The 22791-nt window shown below is 65.6% G+C and carries 20 protein-coding genes and 1 other RNA gene; 11 read left to right on the forward strand and 10 right to left on the reverse strand.

The features are described from left to right. Window positions 1–38 precede the first annotated feature (38 nt). The gene (locus GD627_RS02650) at window positions 39–959 is read right to left on the reverse strand and encodes an SMP-30/gluconolactonase/LRE family protein (RefSeq protein ID WP_152271236.1); all 921 of its coding nucleotides are present in this window, start codon (window positions 957–959) and stop codon (window positions 39–41) included. A 128-nt stretch (window positions 960–1087) separates the two neighbouring features. After that, window positions 1088–1771, reverse strand: a complete 684-nt coding sequence (locus GD627_RS02655; RefSeq protein WP_246165276.1) for a nucleoside/nucleotide kinase family protein — start codon at window positions 1769–1771, stop codon at window positions 1088–1090. Between the two features lie 142 nt (window positions 1772–1913). Here GD627_RS02655 and GD627_RS02660 point away from each other — a divergent pair, with 142 nt between their 5' ends. From GD627_RS02660 to GD627_RS02670, 3 genes are all read left to right on the forward strand, one after another. Continuing rightward, the gene (locus GD627_RS02660) at window positions 1914–2210 is read left to right on the forward strand and encodes a hypothetical protein (RefSeq protein WP_146360452.1); all 297 of its coding nucleotides are present in this window, start codon (window positions 1914–1916) and stop codon (window positions 2208–2210) included. A 203-nt stretch (window positions 2211–2413) separates the two neighbouring features. Then, window positions 2414–2782: a transfer-messenger RNA gene (gene ssrA / locus GD627_RS02665) on the forward strand. A gap of 130 nt (window positions 2783–2912) precedes the next feature. Next, window positions 2913–3962 carry a glucose 1-dehydrogenase gene (locus GD627_RS02670; RefSeq protein WP_152271237.1) on the forward strand — a complete coding sequence of 350 codons (1050 nt, stop codon included), beginning with the start codon at window positions 2913–2915 and terminating at the stop codon, window positions 3960–3962. Window positions 3963–4094: 132 nt separating this feature from the next. Here GD627_RS02670 and GD627_RS02675 read toward each other — a convergent pair whose 3' ends face one another. Next, entirely contained in the window at window positions 4095–5504 is a 1410-nt protein-coding gene (locus GD627_RS02675) for a hypothetical protein (protein ID WP_152271238.1), read from the reverse strand. Between the two features lie 329 nt (window positions 5505–5833). On the opposite strand from GD627_RS02675, the gene GD627_RS02680 reads away from it, so the two are divergent. The 3 genes from GD627_RS02680 (at window position 5834) to GD627_RS02690 (ending at window position 8524) form a co-directional block, all read left to right on the forward strand. Beyond that, on the forward strand, window positions 5834–6127 hold the full coding sequence (locus GD627_RS02680; protein ID WP_152271239.1) for a hypothetical protein: 294 nt from the start codon (window positions 5834–5836) through the stop codon (window positions 6125–6127). Window positions 6128–6267: 140 nt separating this feature from the next. Continuing rightward, window positions 6268–6990 carry a trimeric intracellular cation channel family protein gene (locus GD627_RS02685; protein WP_152271240.1) on the forward strand — a complete coding sequence of 241 codons (723 nt, stop codon included), beginning with the start codon at window positions 6268–6270 and terminating at the stop codon, window positions 6988–6990. A gap of 154 nt (window positions 6991–7144) precedes the next feature. Then, on the forward strand, window positions 7145–8524 hold the full coding sequence (locus tag GD627_RS02690; RefSeq protein WP_152271241.1) for an NAD-dependent succinate-semialdehyde dehydrogenase: 1380 nt from the start codon (window positions 7145–7147) through the stop codon (window positions 8522–8524). Between the two features lie 14 nt (window positions 8525–8538). Here the strand turns inward: GD627_RS02690 and GD627_RS02695 are convergent, their stop codons facing one another. The 4 genes from GD627_RS02695 to GD627_RS02710 all read right to left on the reverse strand — a co-directional run bounded on the left by GD627_RS02695 (window position 8539) and on the right by GD627_RS02710 (window position 12467). Continuing rightward, window positions 8539–9015, reverse strand: a complete 477-nt coding sequence (locus GD627_RS02695; RefSeq protein WP_152271242.1) for a GtrA family protein — start codon at window positions 9013–9015, stop codon at window positions 8539–8541. A gap of 179 nt (window positions 9016–9194) precedes the next feature. Beyond that, a complete protein-coding gene (locus GD627_RS02700) occupies window positions 9195–10757 on the reverse strand; it encodes an ATP-binding protein (protein ID WP_194265934.1) in 1563 nt (520 codons plus the stop codon). A gap of 4 nt (window positions 10758–10761) precedes the next feature. Beyond that, complete coding sequence (locus GD627_RS02705; RefSeq protein WP_152271244.1) at window positions 10762–11577, reverse strand: alpha/beta fold hydrolase; 816 nt, start codon at window positions 11575–11577, stop codon at window positions 10762–10764. 356 nt (window positions 11578–11933) lie between these two features. Further along, a complete protein-coding gene (locus tag GD627_RS02710; RefSeq protein WP_152271245.1) occupies window positions 11934–12467 on the reverse strand; it encodes a dihydrofolate reductase family protein in 534 nt (177 codons plus the stop codon). A gap of 137 nt (window positions 12468–12604) precedes the next feature. Between GD627_RS02710 and GD627_RS02715 the strand changes: the two genes are divergently transcribed. Continuing rightward, on the forward strand, window positions 12605–14398 hold the full coding sequence (locus GD627_RS02715; protein WP_152271246.1) for a thiamine pyrophosphate-requiring protein: 1794 nt from the start codon (window positions 12605–12607) through the stop codon (window positions 14396–14398). Between the two features lie 159 nt (window positions 14399–14557). Here the strand turns inward: GD627_RS02715 and GD627_RS02720 are convergent, their stop codons facing one another. From GD627_RS02720 to GD627_RS02730, 3 genes are all read right to left on the reverse strand, one after another. Beyond that, window positions 14558–15844: an ammonium transporter gene (locus tag GD627_RS02720; protein ID WP_152271247.1), complete on the reverse strand. Its 1287-nt coding sequence runs from the start codon at window positions 15842–15844 to the stop codon at window positions 14558–14560. 341 nt (window positions 15845–16185) lie between these two features. After that, window positions 16186–16782 (reverse strand): HdeD family acid-resistance protein, encoded by a 597-nt coding sequence (locus GD627_RS02725; RefSeq protein ID WP_146360475.1) that lies wholly within the window; start codon window positions 16780–16782, stop codon window positions 16186–16188. Window positions 16783–16947: 165 nt separating this feature from the next. Continuing rightward, the gene (locus GD627_RS02730; protein ID WP_152271248.1) at window positions 16948–17631 is read right to left on the reverse strand and encodes a phosphoribosyltransferase; all 684 of its coding nucleotides are present in this window, start codon (window positions 17629–17631) and stop codon (window positions 16948–16950) included. Between the two features lie 133 nt (window positions 17632–17764). Here GD627_RS02730 and GD627_RS02735 point away from each other — a divergent pair, with 133 nt between their 5' ends. The 4 genes from GD627_RS02735 to GD627_RS02750 all read left to right on the forward strand — a co-directional run bounded on the left by GD627_RS02735 (window position 17765) and on the right by GD627_RS02750 (window position 22564). Further along, complete coding sequence (locus GD627_RS02735; protein WP_152271249.1) at window positions 17765–18517, forward strand: SDR family NAD(P)-dependent oxidoreductase; 753 nt, start codon at window positions 17765–17767, stop codon at window positions 18515–18517. 121 nt (window positions 18518–18638) lie between these two features. Then, window positions 18639–19604 (forward strand): ATP-grasp domain-containing protein, encoded by a 966-nt coding sequence (locus tag GD627_RS02740; protein WP_152271250.1) that lies wholly within the window; start codon window positions 18639–18641, stop codon window positions 19602–19604. An 82-nt stretch (window positions 19605–19686) separates the two neighbouring features. Continuing rightward, a complete protein-coding gene (locus GD627_RS02745; RefSeq protein ID WP_152271251.1) occupies window positions 19687–21375 on the forward strand; it encodes a long-chain-fatty-acid--CoA ligase in 1689 nt (562 codons plus the stop codon). A 214-nt stretch (window positions 21376–21589) separates the two neighbouring features. Further along, entirely contained in the window at window positions 21590–22564 is a 975-nt protein-coding gene (locus tag GD627_RS02750; RefSeq protein ID WP_152271252.1) for a YsnF/AvaK domain-containing protein, read from the forward strand. The last annotated feature ends 227 nt before the right edge of the window (window positions 22565–22791 follow it).

The following is a 22791-nucleotide window of genomic DNA, read 5'->3' on the forward strand; positions in this document are numbered from 1 at the left end:
CCCCAGTCTAGAACGGTGCCAGGTGCCGCGCGGTGCCCCTACCGGTTCGCGCGCAGGGCGGCCGCGGCGTCGCTGGCCGTGGTGCGGATCCGGTACAGGCTGGAGGTTGCCGTCATGTAGAGCGTTCGGCCGTCCTGCCCGCCGAAGCAGACGTTGCTGACGGTTTCAGGCACCGGGATGAACTCCAGCAGCTCGCCGGCCGGGGAGAAAACCCGCACGCCGTCGCCGCCGGAGGACCAGATATTCCCGTCCGTATCCACCCGGAACCCGTCAGGCACCCCCGGAGCAACGCGGACGAACACCCGCCCGTTCTTCGCCTGACGGCCCCCGACGACGTCGTACGCACGGATGGGATTGCCCGCGGACTGCGCCGGACCGTACGGGGAAACCGCTTCCTCGGCAGTATCCGAAACGTAGAGGACGGACTCGTCCGGAGAGAATGCCAGGCCGTTGGGGGCCATGATGTCGGTGATCACCGCGGTCAGGTCCCCGCTGGCCGGGTCGAAGCGGAACACATACCGGTCCCCGTACTCCAGCTCGCCGGGATGGCCCTCGGCCGGGTTGTCGATCCCATAGGAAGGATCGGAGAACCAGATGGTGCCGTCCGACTTCACGACGACGTCGTTGGGCGAGTTGAAGCGCACGTCGCCGAAGCGGTCCACCAGGGTTTCCACGGCGCCGCTGCGGTCGCGTTCGATGGCCCGGCGTCCGTGCGAGCACTGCACCACGGAGCCGTCCGGGTCCAGGGCGCGGCCGTTGGTGAACTCGATGTCCTGCCCGTACACGCTCAGCTCACCGGTGGTTTCGCTGTATTCCAGGATCCGGTTGGACCGGACATCGCTGTACCGCACCGCATTGCGCTCCGGGACCCAGGTGGGGCCTTCGGCCCAGACCGCGCCCGTGCCCACCAGCTCCAGCGAGGCTCCGTCTTCCAGCAGTGTCGAAGGGCGTGCGTTCATGCGGATGTCTCCTTAGGTGGGCGGCGGGGTCGACGGTAGCCGGCTCCTGCGGTCTGCGTCCTGTTATACGCGAGACGGGCCGGCGGCCCAAAGCTGCACGCGTTTCCCGGCGCCGCCGCTGCTGTCGGTCAGCCCCACGGCAGGCGGATCACGACGTCGGCGCGTCCCCGCAACGACTGGATCAGGCGGGCGTTGGGTTCGTCCACGTCGCGGACCCAGGCAGCGGCCTCGTCCGGTTCCTTGCCGAACCGCACGTGTCGTTCCACCAGGCGCTGCAGGCGCAGCTCGTCATCAGGATCGCAGTACCAGACCTCCGAGCACCGGGCCCGGACCTCCTGCCATTCCGGCCGGTCCAGCAGCAAATAGTTGCCCTCCGTCAGAATCACCTTCGCCGCCGGGAACACGGGTATGTCCCCTGCCAGCGGCTGCTCCAGCGTCCGGTCAAAACCGGGTGCGTACACCACGGCGTTCCGCGGGGAGCGGAGCCGGTCCAGGAGGGCGGCATAGCCGTAGGCGTCGAAGGTTTCCGGAGCGCCCTTGCGCTCCAGCAGGCCCTGCCGGGACAACTCCCGGTCGGAAAGGTGAAAGCCGTCCATCGGCACGTGCGCAAACCGCTGCGTTTCGACGTCGTCCGAAGCGCCGTTCAGCGCACGGACCAGCGCTTCCACCAAGGTGGTTTTTCCGGCACCGGGCACCCCGGCAACGCCGACGATTACGGTTCCCGTGTGCCGCCCGGCCAGCGCGGTGAGCCGGGTTTCCAACTCAGCGAGCGTTGTCAGGGAATCCATGGTCCTCCGCTCAGACAGGGTCACGGCCCAGTCTATGATGCACGTCCAGGGGTGCCCGGGAACGGGCCCCTGCCGGAGGAGGCACTGTCAGCCGCTAAACGCGCTGGGGTGTCGCTCGCCGGCCGGGGCATAAGCTGGATCTGTTGCCTACTTTGAGGAGAAAACCTTGTCCCTGCTGACCCCCCTGATCACCAGCGCCGGCCTGATCGGCGGCTTCCAGACCGCTCGTTCCACGGGAAATCGCCCGCTGGGCGGCGCCGTGCTTGCCGCTGCCGGTGCAGCTGCCTTCTCCCTGTGGAAGCGCGACGCCGGCACGGGCACTGCTGCCGCGCTCACCACCGGCTACGTGGCTGCCTTCGGTCTGTCCCACCCGCTGGCCAAGAAAATGGGTGCCTGGCCGTCCGTTTTCACCGTCACGGGCGCCGTGGCCCTGGCCTCGCTGGTCTTCGGCCGGAAGCGCTAGTTTGTAAGTCTTAGCGAGTTTGTAAGGCTTATCGAGCTGCCGTCCCGGTCCGCGGAGCCGTTCCACCGCTGCCTCCCCGAAGGTGTACGAAGGGAAGGCTCCGGCGGGAATGATCCGCGGACCGTCGTCGTTATATTCAGTGACGGTCCGCGAGGGCCGGGCGCAGGCTCCGGAAGGTGCCTCGCTGATTGGTAACTGAATACGGGGATGATCGGTTTCGACGATGTTTGTTGAGCCAGGGGAAGCGGGCCGAGAACGCAGAGTTATCTCGTTAACGCTCTCTGCAAAACAATAAGTGCCAAACCTATGCGCACTGACTTCGCTCTCGCTGCCTAAGCAGCCGGAGTAGTCCGTCAGCCCGGAGTTGCTCTCGCTCCGGATGCTGGCGTCGTTTAGAGGGCCACTGCCGGACACTCCCGCCGTCGGGGTGTCCGGGACAATTGACGGCTGGGCCCGGATCGGCCACCTGTATGCAGGATGGCCGGGGCCGAGAAAATCCGACGCATACTGCGCCCGGAGAAGTCCTGGCAATACAACATCGGACGGGGGTTCGATTCCCCCCATCTCCACACCCTTGAAGGCCCGCCTGCCGTGGCGGGCCTTCTCTGTGTCCGGACACTGTCCGGCACCCGGATCCGTGCCGCCGCGGGCGCGGGGCTAATCTGGGATACAGACAGCAGGCAGCCACGGGAAGGAAAACACATGCAGGCACTCATCATCACCCCGGGGCAGAAGGATTCCCTCGAACTGCGGGACCTTCCGGAACCGGAGGAAGCCGAAGGCAGCGTGCTGGTTCAGACAATCGCGGTGGGCTTGTGCGCCACCGACCGCGAGGTTATTGCCGCCGAATTCGGCACCGCACCCGAGGACCGGGATTACCTGGTGATGGGGCATGAGAACCTGGGCCGCGTAGTTGAGGCACCCGAGGACTCGGACCTTGCCGCCGGGGACCTGGTGGTCGGGATTGTCCGGCGTCCCTGCACTGAAAACTGCCGTGCCTGCGCCGCAGGCGAGTGGGATATGTGCCTGACCGGCACCTACACCGAGCATGGCATCGAAGGGCTGGACGGCTTTGCCCGCGAATACTGGCGCGGAGACCCCGAGGACATGGTCAAGCTCGAACCCTCCCTGGAACGCGTAGGGGTGCTGCTGGAACCGGCCACCATCCTGGCCAAGGCGTGGGAACAGATTGACCGGATCGGGAGCCGCGCCTACTTCCGGCCGCAGGTTGCCGCTGTGACCGGTGCCGGCCCCGTCGGGCTGCTCGCTGCCCTGCTCGGCGTGCAGCGCGGACTGGAAGTGCATGTTTTCGACCTCGAAGATGACGGGCCGAAGGAGAAGCTGGCTCAGGACCTGGGTGCCGTCTTCCACACCGACACCCTGCCCGAGTCCGGTATCAAACCGGACGTCATCATCGAATGCACCGGCGTGCCGACGGTGATCAGCGACGTCCTGCACCACGGCGGCAAGAACTCGGTCACCTGCCTCACCGGCGTCTCCGAGCCCGGAGGCGGGCAACCGGTGGACCTGGGCGCGCTGAACCTGAACCTGGTGATGGACAACCGCGTGGTGTTCGGCACCGTCAACGCCAACCGGCGCCACTACCTCAAGGCCGCGGATGCCCTGGCCAAGGCGGACATCCGCTGGCTCGAGCAGCTGATCTCGCGCCGTGTGCCTCTCGCCTCTTACGCCGAGGCTTTCGAGGACCGCGACGGCGACATCAAGGTGGTTCTTGACCTGCAGGACGCCTAACCGTTCCGGTGCCGGCACGGTAAGGCACCAAACCGACGGCGGCCCAGGCTAAACGCTCAGCTGATAACCCAGCCGGGCGTTTAGCCTGGTTCGTTCCTATCCAGCAAAAGAAGATCCGATGCGCTGCAGGATCTACCCGTTGTCCCGGACAAAAACGGTTTCATAAGCCACATTGAAGTTAGTCTCGAGGCTTGCCGGATGCTCGTCGGCAAAACTTGAACCGTTGATGTCACCGGACAACCTCAGGTCCATGGATACCCGAAAATCTCCCACGCCGGCAGGGACTTCAAAAATAAGCTGTGCTGAGTCGTTGTTCCAGGTGGAAGATTCACGAAACTCGTCTATCCGTATGGCCTCTGCGCTAAACGATTCCCCTGAGATGCTTTCCACAGTCGCGGACGTGACTTCGGTTTTCGGGGTGTACAGCGATGAAAATATGCCCTGCTGCCACACGAGCTCGTGCTTCCATCCCGTATTGACAATGAGCCATGCCTTGCCCTCGGGTGCCCACCCCAGCTCCGGCTCATAAGCATCGCGGGTTGTTGTGAGCTGCGATGCCCCCACGGACGCGTTCATGCCCTCCTCGGATTCGAGTTCACCAACTACTGTTCCACTCTCGGGATCGCTGCCCTGCAATTCGAGTCCGTCGTAATAGGCTGACGCGGACGAGGTGACTGCGCCGGTACCCAACGAGACCGTCTGGGTGAGCCCATCAGTGGTGATTTCCAGTGCCACCTCCGCCTCATCCTCCGGGAGTGACATCGACACAGTGCCATCCTTTGCAGCGCCGATCGAATAGGACTCCCCGCCGCTGGCGAAGGCCAGCGTGGTGGGGACCATTTCCTGGTCTTCCTGTTCCATCCCGTACTGGCCATCAGACGCAGAGTCGCCGTTGACACCTGAAATCGAGATTGATGCGAACCGGCGGTTGTCTCCTGCCATCAGGCGATCGCTGGACGAACCGATCCGTTCGCTGATCTTCCAGTTACTGAGCTGCAGCGAGACCCCGTTGGGCAAATTGACCGCTGAGGTGCCGTCCTCGGCGGTCGTATCCGTGTAGTCCTCCGGGTCCGCCCAGATGGCCTGCTCGGGAGGAGCCGTTTCGGCGTCCGGCTCGGGAATAACGAGATCAACGGGCGGTTCCTTGCCGTCAGGGCGGTAAAGGGTGGCGTTTCCGGCCCCGGAGGCCTCCTGATGGAAATTTTCGTCCGGGTTCAGGGAAACCGCAGTCTGTTTGTCCCCGGTTTGCGTGAAGCTCAAGGTCATGGCTTCCCAGACCTGGTCGTCATCACCGAGGTAATGTATGGGCCCGCAGATCGCGTTCTCGGACATGGCAAGGTCTGCAACCTGTGCATAACACCGGGAGCTTTCGTCCACATTGGACTTTATTCCGTCTGCGCGGTTCTGTATCCACATGGCATCGAGCGATTCAATGGTCTTGTCCAGGTCTTCGACTTCCGAACCTTCATACGTGGTTGCGGGTGAGCCGCATCCGGACAGTATGGCCACAGCCAGCGCAAGGGACGTTGGAAGTGCAGCCATGCGAGTTTTTCTCAATGTGTAATTTCCTCAGGTGAACTATCGATTGGCGACGCATGTCGGCCGGGAGATAGGAGTAGCGTGTATGTCTTATTTGTGCCCAAACGGATGAATATCGGTTTCTGCACACTAAAGACCTATCGTCTGCCTCTGGCCGGGCGTTAGGGCGTCGCGAGGATGGAACGCGGCAACGGACGGTCGCACATACCGACCCAAATCAGCTGTTGACGTTGCTGGGGGAGCCTCTTCAATCCGGCTCACTTCGGTGATAGACAGAAAGGACACCCAAGCCGCCGCGGCGGCTTCCGGCAACCCGCATTGGAGGCACACACATGCGCAAGGACGCTGATCAGCCGGTGATTCCCGGCGGTTCGGAGGCGGACAGGGCGGACCAGGCCGTCTCTGCCGTTCCCGGAGCGGACGACGCCGGACCTTCCGGGGACATCCACCGTGACGGTTCCGAAGCGGACGGTATTGAACAGGACATTCCTGCAGTTCCGGGCGCCGGCGACGCGGGACCGGAGGGATCAGTCCACCCCGAAGGGTCCGAAGCGGACATCCTGGAGCAGAAAGCGGACGTTCCAGGGAACGACGACGATTATCCGCCGGGCGCCGGCGGGGCCTGACCGTAACGCCTGACCGTGTTGTGGCCGGCGGGGGAATGCCTCCGCCGGCCGGATCAGCGGCCCCTCATCGCCGTTCCGCTTAGCGCCGTGCCACGTAGACTGGACGGCGGCACAATGGCGACGGAAACAGCAGGAGCGGCGTGGAGATTTTCGACCCGGGGGCGGTATTCAACGCCGTTGACCTCGCCGGCGTACTGGCCAACGGGGTCCTCGGAGGTGCCGTGGCGCGTCAGCTGCGGATGGACCCCGTGGGGTTCCTGGTCCTGGCGCTTACCTCGGCCCTGGGCGGCGGCGTGCTCCGCGATACCCTCCTGCAGGCCGGAGCGCCCGTAGCGCTGACGAACCCCGCCTATCTCTTCACGGCCATCGCCGGGGCCTTCATCGCCTACGCCATTGAGCTCAAGGGAAAATGGGCAAACCGGTTCCTCATCGTGATCGACGCCGTGGCGCTGGGCTGCTGGGCCGCCACCGGCACCGCCAAGGCGCTGGTGCTGGGGCTGGAATGGCTCCCGGCCATCCTGCTCGGCGTCGTCACCGCCGTGGGCGGCGGTATGATCCGGGACATTGTGGTGGGCCGGGTTCCGGCCATCTTCGGCGGCAACACGCTCTACGCTACCGGTGCGCTGGTGGCCGCCGTCGAAATGGTGATCCTGTACGGGCTGGGCCTGCAGAACGTGGGTATGGGGGTGGCCATCGCCTCCTGCGCAACGCTGTGCATCCTGGCCCGGCGGCGAGGCTGGAAGCTGCCGGGTCCCGGCGATTTCACTGTCCGGCTGGGCAGGCGGTCCCGCACCGAGGACCGCCGGAACTCAACCCAGGGCTGGCCGCGGCCGAGGTTCTGGAAGCCGCGTATCCGCCGCTGATCCGGCGGGCATCCAGGAACCAGCGGGGATTTCAAAACGTCCAGCGCCGACGGCGGTTTGCCTCAGTTTGTCGCCTAAAACAAGAACTACCCCGGAAATAGTCCCGAAAACGCAGGCTTTCGCAGACTGGAATTCCGGGAGTAGCGTGGCTGCCATGAGTGCTTACAAGAGCGTAAATCCAGCCACCGGAGAAACCCTTTCGGAATTCCCTGAAGCGACCGACGTCGAAATCAGCCAGGCCGTCACTGCGGCCCACGAAGCCTTTACCGGCTGGCGGAACGAGCCCGTGGAGGCCCGGGCCAAAGTCATTACCCGCGTTGCGGAACTGTACCGTGAGCGCGCGGACGAGCTCGCCAAGCTGATCGCCCTGGAAATGGGCAAGCCGCTGCGCGAAGCCAAGGGCGAGGTTGCCCTCTCCGCCAGCATCTACGAGTACTACGCCACCCAGGGGCCCGGTTTTATGGCCGATGAGCAGCTCGACCCCAAGGGCGGCGGAACCGCCGTCGTCCGCACGCTGCCGGTCGGTGCGCTGCTGGGCATCATGCCCTGGAACTACCCGTACTACCAGGTGGCCCGCTTCGCCGGACCGAACCTGATGCTGGGTAACACCGTGCTGCTCAAGCACGCCAACAACTGCCCGCAGTCGGCCCTGGCCATGGCGCAGATCTTCGCCGACGCCGGCGTGCCTGAGGGTGCCTACACCAACCTGTTCGCCACCAATGAGCAGGCTGCGGACATCATCGCCGATCCGCGGGTCCAGGGCGTCTCCCTCACCGGCAGCGAGCGGGCGGGCGCCGCCGTTGCCGAGGTCGCCGGCCGGAACCTGAAGAAGTACGTCCTGGAACTGGGCGGCAGCGACCCGTTCATTGTCCTGGACACCGAGGACCTGGACGCCACGGTCAAGGCCGCCGTCGCCGGCCGGATGGGTAACACCGGACAGGCCTGCAATGCCGCCAAGCGTTTCATTGTGATGGAGGACCTGTACGAGGAATTCGTGGAGAAGTTCACCGCCCGGATGGCGGCCATGGAGCCCGGCGACCCGCTGGACCCCGAAACCCGCTTTGGCCCGCTCTCCTCCCAGGCGGCCGCCGACGGGCTGGTGGAACAGATCCGCAATGCCGTGGACCAGGGTGCCACCCTGCGTACCGGCGGCGGACACATTGGCGGTCCCGGCGCTTATGTCCAGCCGACCGTCCTCACCGATGTGACCGCCGATATGCGGGCCTTTTCCGAGGAACTCTTCGGGCCGGCCGCGGTCATCTACAAGGTGGCCAGCGTGGATGAAGCGGTGGAGCTGGCGAACAATTCCCCGTTTGGGCTGGGCGGAGCAGTCTTCAGCGCGGATGAGGAGAAGGCACTTGAGGTGGCGGACCGGCTCGATGCCGGCATGGTCACCATCAACGGTGCCTCCGGGACGCAGGCGGACCTGCCCTTCGGCGGCGTTAAGCGCTCCGGCGTCGGCCGCGAACTGGGCCGCTTCGGCATGGATGAATTCGTCAACAAGAAGCTGATCCGCATCCCTGCAAAGAAGTAGTCCCGGCGCACGGGTTAGGCCGTGCGGGAGTCTTCCGGTGCTTTTTCCGGATGCCCCGCACGGTCGCTCGGGCCGTTAAAGACCACGTAGCGGTACGCGAAGTAGCGGAAAATGTTGCCCAGGCCGATACCCACCACGTTGCCGGAAATGTTGTCCGCAAAGGTGCTGCGGAAATCCAGCACGTAGTGGGAGACATACAGGCATCCGGTGGAGATGAGCAGACCCACCAGATTGGTCAGGGCAAAAAGCAGTGTTTCGCTGCGGATGCTCCGGGTGCGCAGTGTCCGGAAGGTCACATACCGGCTGCCCAGCCACGAAACGGTGGTGGCCACCAGGACGGAGATGACCTTCGCCCAAAGGGGGTGGTCCGGGAGCACGGTGGCTGAGAGAACATTGAACAGGGTGACGTCAACCACAAAGGCGACGGAGCCCACCGCTGAAAACGAGCCCAGACGGCGGACGATCGCGCGTCCTTTGCTGGTTTCTGCCATTACCGATAGATCCGTTCCCACCGTTGCCGCAGCATGCGGCCTCCCGCCCTTGCCGGATGCGCACATCCGGGAGGGACTTTTACCCTTCGGATGATTGCACACCGTGCATTTGGCCGCAAAATCCGCGGCAACGCAAACCGAATCAGGGCAGCGTGGATCAGGAATCAGCGAAGCGCGGATCAGGGCAGGGTGACAGTGAAGACAGTGCCCCTGCCGGCCTCGCTCTGCAGGGCGATGGTCCCGCCGTGTTCCTCCACAATGCGCTTGGTGATCACCAGGCCCAGTCCGACGCCCGGGATCTGCGCCCGGCGGGCGGTGCCGGAGCGGAAGAACTTGGTAAACACCTCCGCTTGTTCGGCGTCCGTCATGCCGATGCCGGAGTCCTCTACCCGAAGGACGGTGGTGCCTGCCTCGGTGCGCCAGGCGCTGACCGTTACCCGGCCGCCGTCGGGCGAGTATTTCACCGCGTTGGAGAGCAGGTTGTCCAGCACCTGGGAGATGCGCTTGGGATCGACCATGGTGGGCAGGGTTTCGGGGACCTCGGCCACGATCTCCACCGCGTTCATCTCGGCGCGCGGGGCGGCCGAGGTGATGCCGGAACGGATGAGGTCGCTGAGGTCGGTGACTTCCTGCACCACGTGGGCCGATCCGGCGGCCGCGGACAGCAGGTCCGAGACCAGGTGCAGGAGCTTCTCGGAATTGCGCTGGGCCACCTTGAGGGAGGACGCCACATAGGGCGGGATGGCGTCCTCTTCATCCAGCGCCAGTTCCAGGTAGCCCATGATGGAGGTCAGCGGGGTGCGTAGTTCGTGGGACACGTTGGCCACGAAATCGTCCTTGGCCGCTACGGCGTTCACCAGCCCGGTGACGTCGCTGTAGGCGATGACGGATCCGCGGAAGGCGTCGTCGTCGCCCTTCAGGGTGCGGGCGGAAACGCTGAGTGCCTTCTGTTCCTCGCCGGTGCCGTACCAGACGAGTTGGTCCGAGAAGGAGTGGCCCCGGGCGGCACGTTTGACCGGACGCTGATCCTCCGGGACAGGGGTGGTGCGGTCCGGACCGAAGATGTACATTTCGGCTTCGGTGGGGCGGTTGGTGAAGCAGGGAGCCGCCAGGCGCTCGTGGAGCTGCTGGCGGGAATTGGTAAGGATCCGGCGTCCGTTCTCGTCGATCACCGCCACCCCCACCCGGACAGTGTTCAGGATGGTCTCAAGGATGGATTCCTTGCGCAGGCTCTCCATCAGAGAGGACTGCAGCACCACGTCCTTTTCCTGCAGCACCACTGCCTGTGCGGTCAGGCTCGCTTCGGCCTCGGCGCGGGCGGCCTCCGCGTCTTCGGCGGTGCGCAGGGCGGAGATGAGCTCCCGTTCATACAGCCGGCGCTCGTGTGCATAAAAGGCCACCACCTGGTCCAGCGGCGGGCGGCCGTCAGCAGCAGGGGAGCGGGTGGCGGAGAGCAGGACCGGGATGCGCCGGCCCTCGGGGCCGAGGAGGTCGACCGCGAGTTCTGCAAAAGCCGCGCTCAGCGCCAGTTGCGGCATGGCATGGGTGGTGTACACAATCCGGTCCCCGACCGGGAGGTACTTCAGGAGGCTGGTGCCGCGGATCTCGTCGATGGACTTGGCGACCCACTTCAGCGCGGTGCCGTTGGCGTCCACCACTGTGCCGTCCGTCAGGGTGACGAAATACCCCGCCGGCGCGGTGTGGGACAGGGCACGGTAATCGAGCTGGAAATCCAGGTCCACGAAACTACTTTGACGGCTGCAGGTAGGAGAGGATGCTGTCGGCGGTCTCCTCGGGGGCGCTGACATGGGGGAGGTGGCCGGTGGCCTTCATCTGCACCAGTGTGCTCTGCGGGATGTGCTCCTGCAGGTAGCGGCCCACATGCTCCGGGGCCAGGAGGTCCTCGGATGCCTGGAGGATGAGGGTGGGGACCGAGACCTTGGGCAGCAGGGCCCTGACGTCGCTGAGGAAGGCCACCCGGGCAAACTGGCGGGCAACCGTCGGGTTGACCCGGCAGAAACTGCCTTCGAGCTCGGCGCCCAGGGCGGGCGCGGCGGGGTTGCCCATGATCACCGGGGCCATGGTGGCCGCCCAGACGAGGTAGTTGGTGTCCAGCGACTCCAGGAGCTCATCCAGATCGGCACGGCTGAAGCCGCCTTCGTAGCCGTCCTCGGGATAATCCATGTAGCTGGGTGAGGGAGCCACCAGGATAATTCGAGCAAGGCGCTCCGCTGCGGTGGCGCCGGCCGAGATGGCCATCATGGCGCTGACACTGTGGCCGATGAAAGTGACATCGCGCAGGTCCAGGTCCTCGCATACTTCCAGGACGTCGGTGACGTAGCCGTCCAGGGTGGCGTACTTGGCCGGGGTATAGGCAGCCGGATCGGACGCGCCGGAGCCAACATGGTCGAAGAGGACCACCTTGTAGACGTCGGTAAAGCGGTGCAGAAGCCGTGACCACATGCCCTGATCACAGCCGTAACCGTGGGCGAAAAGCAGCACCGGTCCGTCTGCCTGCCCCAGCACTTGAACATTGTTCCGGGTGCGAATATCAGTTGTCATATTCCTGCTTTTCCTAAGCCGTTCCCGCAATGGCATGAGCGGAGTCACAGCAAACACTACAGGTTCCGAGGCGATTAAAATGCCACCCGAGACGCGCCGGAATGCGTTTGAGGTGCAGTTCCAGTGCGGATTCATCTGACCACCTGCAAGCATGTCCGTTTCCGCCCGAAGTCCCCCGGGACGGGAATAATGCAGCCCGCTTCGCATGCCGCGGCGGGATGCGGGAAAAATGCGGAGAAAAGGGAAAGGCAAAGGACAGCCGTGCTGCCATGGCGGTATACAGAGGGGCATATTTCGAATTACGTTAAACAGCCCAATTCTGCCGTGGACGGTGCCCGCGAATTGCGGCCCGCTCTTCAGGCGACCGCGTAGCGGAGTTCGACGGCGCCGTTGTTGAAGGAGGTGGCGGACATCAGCTGCATGGGCGGCGTGGGTCCGGACACGGGAAGCAGCCGACGTCCGCTGCCCAGGGCCACCGGCATATACGTAATCCACAGTTCATCCAGCAGTCCGGTCTGGGCGAACTGCGCCGCCACGTTGCCTCCGCCCACCACCCAGATATTCCGCTCTCCCGCAGCGTCACGGGCTTCCGTCACCACCGCCCGGACGTTCCCCGAGGCGAACCGGATGTCCGCTGCCGGCGGGGCTGGGTCCTCCCGGTGGGCGAGCACCCAGCAGGGCTGCGTATATTCCCAGCCCTCCGGCTGCTCTGCCCTGAGCCAGCGGTAGGTCCCCGCACCCATCACCACGGCGCCGACGTCGGCCATGAAGCGGTCATAGTGGTCCTGAAACGCCTCAAAACCGAAATTGAGCAGCCAGTCCAGGCGGTTGTCCTCGGTGGCGATAAAACCGTCCAGGGATGACGCAACGTAATAGATGACCTTTGGCATGCCGCGAGAATAACGGTCTACGGCTACCCGGCGAAGCCTTCTGGGATAGGTTGGTAGCGGAAATACCATAAGCAGCCTGAATGTTTCTCCGGCGGCGGTTGCAGTCGCCGGGACGGGACAACGCGGAAGGGAAAACCATGAGCGGGAAGCTCGTAGCGGATGTGATTGTTGAACGCCTGCAGGCCTGGAACGTGGACCGGGTATTCGGTTACAGCGGAGACGGCATCAATACCGTTCTGGGTGCGATGCGCCGGAGCGGAAACCCCGAGTTCATCCAGGTCCGGCACGAGGAAAACGCCGCCTTCATGGCCACGGGGCATGCCAAATACACCGGCGGGGTGGGCGTGGTGATGTCCACCCAGGGTCCCGGAGCCATCCACCTCCTCAACGGTCTCTACGACGCCCGGCTGGACGGGGCCCCCGTGGTGGCCATTGTGGGTCAGCAGTCCCGCAGCGTTCTGGGCTCCTCCTATATGCAGGAGGTGGACCTGATGAACCTCACCCGGGACGTGGCCTCAGCCTTCCGCCAGCAGATCAATTCCCCCGAGCAGGTTCCGCTGGTACTGGACCGTGCGTTCAAGAAGGCCCTGGCCACCGGCACGCCCGCCGTCGTCATCATTCCGCATGACGTGCAGCAGGCGCCCGCTCCGGAACTGGAGCAGGAGCACGGGATTCTCAACACCGTGCCGGTGTTCAGTCCCGCACGGACGCAGCCGGCCAAGGCGGACGTGCGTGCCGCGGCGGATCTCATCAATTCCGGCGAACGGGTGGCTCTGCTGGTGGGGCAGGGTGCCCGCGACGCCCGGACACAGGTTGCAGCCCTGGCGGAGAAGATCGGCGCAGGCATTACCACCAGCCTGCTCGGGAAACCGTACGTGGATGAAACCTCGCCGCTGGCTGCGGGAACCATGGGGCATCTGGGCACCAGTTCCGCCGGATACGTGATGGACAACTGCGACACCCTGCTGATCATCGGCTCCAGCGACCCGTGGACCGAGTTCTACCCGAAACCGGGGACCGCCCGCGGGGTCCAGATTGACCGGGATGCGTCCGCGGTCGGCAACCGGTATCCGGTGGAAGTGGGCATCACCGGTGACACCGTAGCCGCCTTGGAGGCCCTGATTCCGCTGCTGGACGCCAAACCGGATACACCCTGGCGGCGGCAGGTGGAGGAAAGCGTCCGCCGCTGGCACGAGCTGGCCCGGGTGCGGGCCATGACGCCTGCCAATCCGGTGAACCCGGAGCGCGTGGTGTACGAGCTGAACCGGCGCCTGCCGCACAACGCGCAGGTGGCGGTCGACGTCGGCAGCTCGGTGTACTGGTACGCCCGGCACCTGCAGCTTCCGGAGGGCGTCCCCGCCCACCTGTCCAGCACGCTGGCCAGCATGGGCTGCGCCGTCCCGTACGGCCTGGCCGCGAAGCTGGCGTACCCGGACCGTCCGGTGGTGGCGCTCTCCGGAGACGGCGCCATGCAGATGGCGGGCGTGACCGAACTGATCACCCTGAGCCGGCTTTGGCAGAAGTGGGAGGATCCGCGGTTTGTTCTCTGCGTGCTGAATAACCGGGAGCTGGCCGAGGTCACCTGGGAGCAGCGCGAGATGGAAGGGGACCCGCGGTTCGAGGCCAGCCAGTCGCTGCCGGATTTCCCGTACGCGGAGTATGCCAAGCTGCTGGGGCTGGAAAGCATCCGGGTGGAAGATCCGGAGCTGCTGGGCGAGGCCTGGGAGGTGGCGCTCGCAGCCGAACGGCCGTTCCTGATTGAGGTGGTCACCGATCCCGCGGTGCCGCTGCTGCCGCCCTTCCCCGCCGGCGCGGCCCAGGCGGAGACCATGAAGGACGGCCTGGCACAGGAAGGCGCCGCGGGTGAGCATGCGCGGCGGTTGCTGGATCTTTACTTGGAGCAGGAAGAGGGCCTGTACCGGGACCTGTGAGCAAGGGGGAGTCAGGGGAGTCAGGGGTTCCCGGGTTCCACCGGTGCCGGAGGGGCGGGCGCACCCGCTGCAGGTGCGCCCGTCCCTCCGCCCGGTTTCGGGTTTCGGATCAGGTCTCTCGGTGCACGGTGCACGGTTCTAGGTGCATGGTGCATGGTCCTAGGGGCGGGCCGGTGCACCCAGCTCCACCGGATCTTCATCATTAAGGTAGGCCGACTCGGAATGTGCCATGAGGTCGATGCCCTTGAGCTCACTCTCCTCAGGGATGCGCAGCCCGATGGTCAGCTGCAGCACCTTGGCAATCAGCCAGGTCACCACGAAGGAGTAGACCAGCACGGCGGCACAGGCGACTGCCTGGATGCCGAGCAGGGAGAAGCCGCCGCCGTAGAAGAGCCCGCTCACCCCGTTGGGTGCCGCCTCGGTGGCGAACAGGCCAATCAGCAGAGTGCCCAGCAGGCCGCCGACGGCGTGCACCGCCACAACATCCAGTGAGTCATCGAAACCGAGGCGGAACTTCAATTCGATGGCCAGCGAGCACACGAGCCCGGCGATCGCACCGATGGCGACGGCGCCCAGCGGACTGACCGCCCCGCAGGCGGGAGTGATGGCCACCAGGGCGGCAATCAGGCCCGACGCCGCGCCCAGGCTCGAGGAGCGGCCCAGCCGCAGCCGTTCCATCAGCATCCAGCCGAGGAGGCCGGCGGCCGCCGCGACAGCAGTGTTCAGGAAGACCACGGAGGCGGAATGCCCGGCGCTCAGGGCGGAGCCGGCGTTGAAGCCGTACCAGCCGATCCACAGCAGGCTTGCTCCCAGCAGGATCAGCGGCCGGCTGTGCGGCTGGCCGTGAGAGTGGGGCCAGCCTTTGCTGCGGCCCAGGACCAGGGCGAGGGCGAGGGCGGCAACACCGGCGTTCAGGTGCACCGCGGTGCCTCCGGCGAAGTCGATGGCGCCCAGCCGGTTGGCAATCCAGCCGCCGACGACGGTGCCGTCAGCGTTGTCGAAGGCAAACACCCAGTGCGCCAGCGGGAAGTAGACCAGGGTGGCCCAGAGGCCCGCGAAGACCATCCAGGCGCCGAACTTCATCCGTCCGGCGGCGGACCCGGCCACCAGGGCCGTGGTCACGCAGGCAAACATCAGCTGGAACGCCGCGAACAACGCCCCGGGAATGGAAGCGGCGGGATCTTCCGCCAGAAGTGAGGAAAGCCCGAGATATTCCAGCGGATCCCCCAACAGGCCGAGCCCGCCCAGCGAATCTCCAAAGGCCGCGGAATAGCCGTACAGCACCCAGAGGACCGCCACGAGGCTGGCCCCGCCAAAGCACATCATCATCATGTTCAGGATCCGCCGTGAACCCACCATGCCGCCGTAGAAGAAGGCGATTCCCGGGATCATCAGGCAGACCAATGCGGAGCTGGCCAGCAGCCAGGCCGTGTTTCCAGAGTCCATGGAGGTACTCCCGTTCCGGTCGTGCGCCCGTTTCTGCCTCTGCCGATGCAGCCGGGCGGAGAATAAGGACGGGCCAGCCCCCCGTGGCTGGCCGGGCACCGAAGGTACCGGCGGTGCTGCTTTAAGCCTGGGGCCGGGATGTTACGGCAGGGAGCGCGTTGAGGTTAGCGGTGCGTTAACGGCGGCTGGACGTCTGCTGGGAGTATCCCGGACAGGGCGCTGCGCCTGACGGCCGGCAGGGGAGAGGCGGGGCTTGGCTGAGGCGTGACGAAGCGGGGTACCCGGAGCCGGGGTATCCGGAACCGGGGTATCTGAAGCCGGGGTGCTTGGGAAGCGGGAACCTAGGCGTTGCGGGGCATGCCGCGCCCGAACGCGAAGGCGCGGACAATCTGCATGATGCCCAGGACGACGAGGAAGATGCCGCCGTAGATCACCAGTACGGCGAGGGAACTCAGGGGAAGGAAAAGCACCACGATTCCGGCCAGGATGCTGAGGATCCCCAGGATGATCGCGAACCAGCGGGATCCGCCGCGGTCGGACTCGGCCAGGGCCATCACGCCCTCCACAATCCAGGCGATTCCGATGACCAGCCCGAGGGCGGTGAGGGTTTCCGCCGGGTTGCGCATGGCGATGACGCCTACCGCCACAAGGGCCAGGCCGATCAGGATGTTGAGGATTTTCAATCCCACTCCCAAACCGGTGAAAACCCCAAGCAGGATACGGACGGCGCCGGCGACAATGAAGTACAGGCCAAAGAGGACGGCGAGAACGTCCAGGGTTGCCCCGGGCCAGAAGAGCACCAGCAGCCCCAGGACCACAGAGACCACCCCGGTGGTCGCCAGTCCGAGGCGGATGCCGCGAATAGCTGTCTTGGCCAGGTTCAGGGCATCTAAGGCGAACCCGCCCTCTTGCTGGAAAGCGCTGCCTGATGAGGACATTCTTAAGACCTCCAGAGAGATTTTCCCCCGGTCCGGCGGACGCCGAACGCCCCCAATTATCCGCCGGGACCGGCCGGCTTCTCTAGTGATTGGTTCCGGAACCGGCCGCCCGGCCCGGGATAAGGTTCCTACCCTGAAACCCAGCCTTGCCCCCGATACCAGTCCCTACCCCTGAAAACCCAGTAGTGCCCGGACTTCGGTGTCAGTGGTCTGGCCGAACCGGCGGTAGGCGAGCCCCACGGCTTCCAGTCCGCTGTCCGGCCAGGCCACGACAACGTTGTCGGCCGGCGGGATGAGCAGCCCGCCGATACTCCCGCACGCCACCGGCGCCGAGGCGACCAGCAGCCCCGGACCAAGCTTCCGGACCGCTCCGAGGGCTGCACGCATGGTCGCCCCGGTGGCCAGCCCGTCATCCACCGCAATGACGGTAGCGCCGGTGATACTGCGCGCCGGGGCTCCGGCCCGGAACAGTTCCTCGCGCCGCCGGACCTCGGCAAGCTGTTCTCCGGCCGCGGCCGCAAACAGGTCCTCCGCGGCGGGGTCGCGGCGGCGCCAGGAGCGCAGCACGTCCTCGTTGCGGACCACGCAGACCGTTCCCGCGATGCCGGCGACTGCACCGGCGGCCAGTTCCGGCTGCTCCGGATGGCCGATTTTGCGGACCACCACGACGTCGAGGGGCGCCGCCAGTTCACGGGCCACCTCTGCGGCCACGGGAACGCCGCCGCGGGAAAGTCCCAGGACCAGCAGCCCCGGCGCACCCGCATAGGGCAGGAGTTCGGCGGCGAGAGCCCGGCCGGCGTCGGCGCGGTCCTGCCAACGGGCCGGGGGAGGCGACGGGGCAAAGTCCATGGGGCAGACGGATTCAGTGGGGGGAACTCCGGTTCGGTGCTCCTCCCAAGCTAGGGACCGCCGCCGGCTCCGGCAAGGGGGGTGCACAACCGGCCGCGTTGCCAAAGCCGCCGCGGCATAGAACAGTGTCGGTATGACGCAGACAGCAGTGATCACAGGAGCCACATCAGGGATCGGCGCGGAGTTCGCCCGGCAGCTCGCCCAGCGCGGGTACAACCTGGTGCTTACCGGCAGGAATACCGAGCGGCTGGAATCCACCGCAGATGAGCTGGCGCGGGATTACTCCGTGAAGACGGAGTGGATTGCCGCCGATCTCGCCACCGGGGAGGGGGTGGCCGCCGTCGCGGACCGCGTGGGGCAGCCCGACGTCGGACTCCTGGTCAACAACGCGGGCTACGGGCTGAAAAACGATTTTGCCCGCAACGAGCTGCAGGCCGAAGTGGACCACCTCAACGTGCTGGTCAATGCGCCGCTGCAGCTGAGCCATACCGCACTGAATGCCATGTCCTCCCGCGGCGGCGGCCGGATCATCAATGTGGCTTCGGTGGCCGGCTTCCTCCCCCGGGGAACCTACAGTGCAGCCAAGGCGTGGGTCATCAATTTCAGCCGCTGGGCCAATATCTACTACGGGGGCCGCGGCATCACCGTGACCGCTGTGTGTCCGGGCTTTGTCCACACGGATTTCCATGCCCGGATGGAGATGGACAAGACCGTGTATCCGAAGTGGATGTGGCTTAACGCGGACCGCGTGGTGCGCGAGGCCCTGGCGGATGCCTTTGCGGGCAAGGGCATCTCCATTCCGTCCAAGCGCTACCGCGTGCTGGCGACGGTGGGCAACCGCGCCCCGCAGGCACTGGTGGCGCGGCTGGCCGGCCGGGGCCGGTAGCCGGGGGGAGCGGACGACGCCGGACGTCACGGAAGCTGGCGGCGCCCGGGCAGCGGGCCTAGGGTTGCCCTGCACCGCGGCCCTTCCCCGGGCCGGCGACGAACCGGCGAAAGCGAGTCCCATGAGTACCCCCACGGTCTATGCCCTGCATGAGAATCCGGAATGGTTTCCGCCCTTCGCGCGCGCCTTCGAAGCCGAAGGCATCCACGTGGAGGAATGGCTGCTGACCGACGGCGTCCTGGACCTGGACTCCGTGCCGCCGGAAGGCATCTTCTGGTCCCGGATCAGCGCGTCCTCGCACACCCGGGACCACGGCCTGTCCAAGGACTACGCCCGGGCGGTGCTCTCCTGGCTGGAGGCGCACGGCCGGCGCACCGTCAACGGCCGCCGGGTGCTGGAGATGGAAATGAGCAAGGTGGACCAGCTGACGGCGCTCCGGGCGGCGGGCATCGACACCCCGCGCACGGTGGCCGCCGTCGGCCGGCACCGGATCCTGGCCGCGGCCAGGGACTTCCAGGCCCCGTTCATCACCAAGCACAACCAGGGCGGCAAGGGGCTGGGAGTCCGTAAGTTCGATTCCCACGAGGAACTGGCCGACTATGTGGCGTCGGAGGACTTCGAGGAGCCGGCGGACGGCATCACCCTGATCCAGGAATACATCGTGGCCGCGGAGCCGTTCATCACCCGGGCGGAGATTGTGGGCGGGGAATTCATCTATGCCATCAAGGCGGACACGGCCCGCGGCGGGTTCCAGCTCTGCCCTGCCGACGCCTGCGCTATTGACCCGTCCACCGGCAGGCCGATCATGCCGCCGGGCGCCACCATCGCACCGGATGCGGACACCCAGCTGTTCAGCCTGCGGGAGGATTTCGACTCCCCGGTGATCGGCAAGTACCTGGAGTTTGCCCGCCGCAACCGGCTGGAGGTCTGCGGCATCGAGTTCATCGAGGCCGCGGACGGACGGCTGCTCACCTATGACGTGAACACCAACACCAACTACAACGCCGCCGTGGAAGCCGTTGCTCCGCAGTCCGCGCCGCGTGCCCTGGCCCGGTATCTCGCGTCCCTCGGCGCCGCCGCGGAATAGCGTGGCGCGGCTCAACTTTTTTATCCACAGGCCTGTGGCCTAGCTATAGTCGTGGTATTGGCCAACCCCGAAGGAGACCTCCATGTCCGCTGCCCTGGAACCGCATTGGGTCAAGAACTACCAGCCCGGCGTCCCGGCGCAGATTGAGCTGCCCACGGAATCCCTCTCGGCCATGCTGGATGACGCTGTGGAGCGGTTCGGCGGCAAGGTGGCACTGGAATTCTTCGGCGCGGAAACCACCTACAAGGAGCTGGGCGACCGGATCAACCGGGCGGCCGAGGGCCTGCGCAAACTGGGCGTGCGCAAGGGCCACCGGGTGGCCATCATCCTCCCCAACTGTCCGCAGTACCTCATCGCGTTCTACGCCGTGCTCCGGCTGGGCGCCGTCGTCGTCGGCCACAACCCGCTGTATACCGAACGCGAGCTGCGCCATCAGTTCGAAAACCACGGCGCCAAGGTGGCCATCGTCTGGGACAAGGCGGTGGAAAAGGTCCAGGACTTCCCCGACGACGTAGCCGTGGAAACCATCGTGGCAGTGAACATTACCAGGGCGATGCCCCGCATGAAGCGAATGGCGCTGGCCCTTCCGGTTCCTTCCCTGCGGCGCACCCGCGCCGGCCTGACCGTCAAGACCGAGAACACCATGTCCTGGGAGGAGCTGCTGGATTCCGCTCCGCTGGCGCCGGAGCATCCCCGCCCGGACGTCAACGACCTCGCGGCCCTGCAATACACCTCGGGCACCACCGGCGTACCCAAGGGCGTCATGCTCACCCACTACAACCTGCGCTCCAATGCCCTGCAGGGCAAGGCCTGGATGCACGGTGCACAGGAGGGCAAGGAAGTCATTTACGGCGTGCTGCCGATGTTCCATGCCTTCGGCCTCACCCTGTACCTGACCTTCTCCGTCCTGACCGGCTCACGGCTGGTGCTGTTCCCCAAGTTCGACGTGGATCTGGTGCTGACCGCAGCCAAAAAATCCAAACCCACCGTCTTCTGCGCCGTTCCGCCGATCTACGAAAAAACCGCCCACGAGTCCAAGAAGCGCGGCGTGGACCTGTCCACCATCCGTTACGCCATCTCCGGCGCCATGACCCTGCCTGCCGCGACCGTGAAACTCTGGGAAGAGGTCTCCGGCGGCCTGCTGGTGGAAGGCTACGGCCTCACCGAATCCTCGCCGGTGGCCCTGGGCAATCCGTTTGCTGACTCGCGCCGGAACGGCACCATCGGTGTACCGTTCCCAAGCACCGAGATGCGCGTGGTGGACCCGGAACACCCGGAGAACGACGTCGAACCCGGAGCCGCCGGTGAACTGCTGATCCGCGGGCCCCAGGTCTTCGCCGGGTACTGGAACAACCCGGAGGACACGGCCGAAATCCTGCTCGACGGCGGCTGGCTGCGCACCGGTGACATTGTCACGGTGGACGGGGACGGCTTCGTGAAGGTGGTGGACCGCCGCAAGGAACTCATCATCACCGGCGGGTTCAACGTGTCCCCCTCCGAGGTGGAGGACGTGCTGCGCACCGCCCAGCACATCCTCGATGCCGCCGTGGTGGGCCTGCCCAAGGCGGACGGCGGCGAGCAGGTAGTGGCCGCCGTCGTACTGCAGGAAGGCTCCGAGTTGGATGAAGCTGCGCTGCGCGCCTACTGCCGCGAACGGCTGACTCCCTACAAGGTGCCGCGCAGGATCGTGGCCATCGAGGAACTGCCCAAGTCGATGCTGGGCAAGGTGCTTCGCCGGCAGGTCCGGGACACCCTGCAGCAGGACGCGTAGTTCCTTCCTCTCAGTAAGTACCTATTGACGCTCTCCCGGCTGGCGGGTGGAATTGTAAGTGGGCTTGGTATCTGTGCCAGGTTTCCCACCACGCAACCAGCCGGCCCGGAGCCGCAGGCGGTTCAGCCATCGCCCGTGTTGTCTCCGCTCAGGCGTGTGGTGAACTGCCGTCGGTCAACCGGCTCGGCGGATTCGCAGTCGCGAGGAGAACAAGATGATCACGAATCAGCAGGTCGAAGGACTTATGAGTGGTTCAGGCAATGTGATGGGCCCGAACGGTGACCGGATCGGTTCCGTAGGCACCTTCTACCTGGATGACCAGACCGACGAACCGGCATGGGTCACCGTGAACACCGGCCTCTTCGGTACGTCGGAAACGTTCATTCCCCTCAGTGAGGCAACCGTTGAGGGTGTTGACGTTATGGTTCCCTACTCCAAGGAAGAGGTACGGAACGCGCCGCACATTGAAAGCGACGGGTCGATCAGCCCCGAGGAGGAAGTCACCCTTTACCGGTACTACGGATTCAGCTACGACGACGGCTCGTCCGAGTCGATTTCCGAAACCGACACGATAACGGGCACGCGGGACAGTGACCTGCGCAGCGGCACGGTTTCGGACAGCCAAACGGCCGGAACCTCCAGCAGCACGGGGACGTCCGACTTTTCGGATTCCATGCACACGGATTCGGATTCGTCGCGCACGGATTCCTCGCATTCGGGAATCAGCGGAGACGACGCCATGACCCGTTCGGAGGAACGCCTCAACGTCGGCACCGAAAACCGGGCTGTGGGCAAGGCGCGGCTGCGCAAGTACATCGTGACGGAGACCGTCACCAAGCAGGTGCCGGTCAGCCACGAGGAAGTGCGGATCGAGCGTGAACCCATCACGGATGCCAACGCCGGTGATGCCCTCTCAGGTGCTGAACTCACCGAGGACGAGCACGAAGTGACGCTCCACGCCGAAGAGGCAGTGGTATCCAAGCACACGGAGCCGGTGGAGCGCGTACGCCTGGAGACCGAGACGGTGACCGGCACGGAGAGCGTGTCCGAAGAGGTCCGCAAGGAGCAGATCGACACGGACATCGACGATTCCTCCAGCCACGGAAAGTCCAGCGGATCGGGGTCCGGCGGTTCGGGTTCGGGGTCCTCCGGCTCCGGCTCCGGTTCGGGGTCCGGTAGCGGCCGCTAGGTTCCACACCTCCTGAGCGCACGACTTCTAAGCGCACGACGGCGGGTCCCGGGTTTCGGGGTCCGCCGTTTTGGTGTGCGGGGCCGGGGTAGCTGTTGTGTTGCCCGCTGGATCAGGACTGCTGAGCAGATAACGGGCTTATCGCGCGGTCATAGCCCCATTAGCTGCTCAGTAGGCGTGCCGGGAAGGCAGCGGCGCCAAAAGCCCCGCCGGTCCGGTGCAGGTGC

The sequence above is a fragment of the Arthrobacter yangruifuii genome (assembly GCF_009192775.1).
Classification (GTDB): Bacteria; Actinomycetota; Actinomycetes; order Actinomycetales; family Micrococcaceae; genus Arthrobacter_B; species Arthrobacter_B yangruifuii.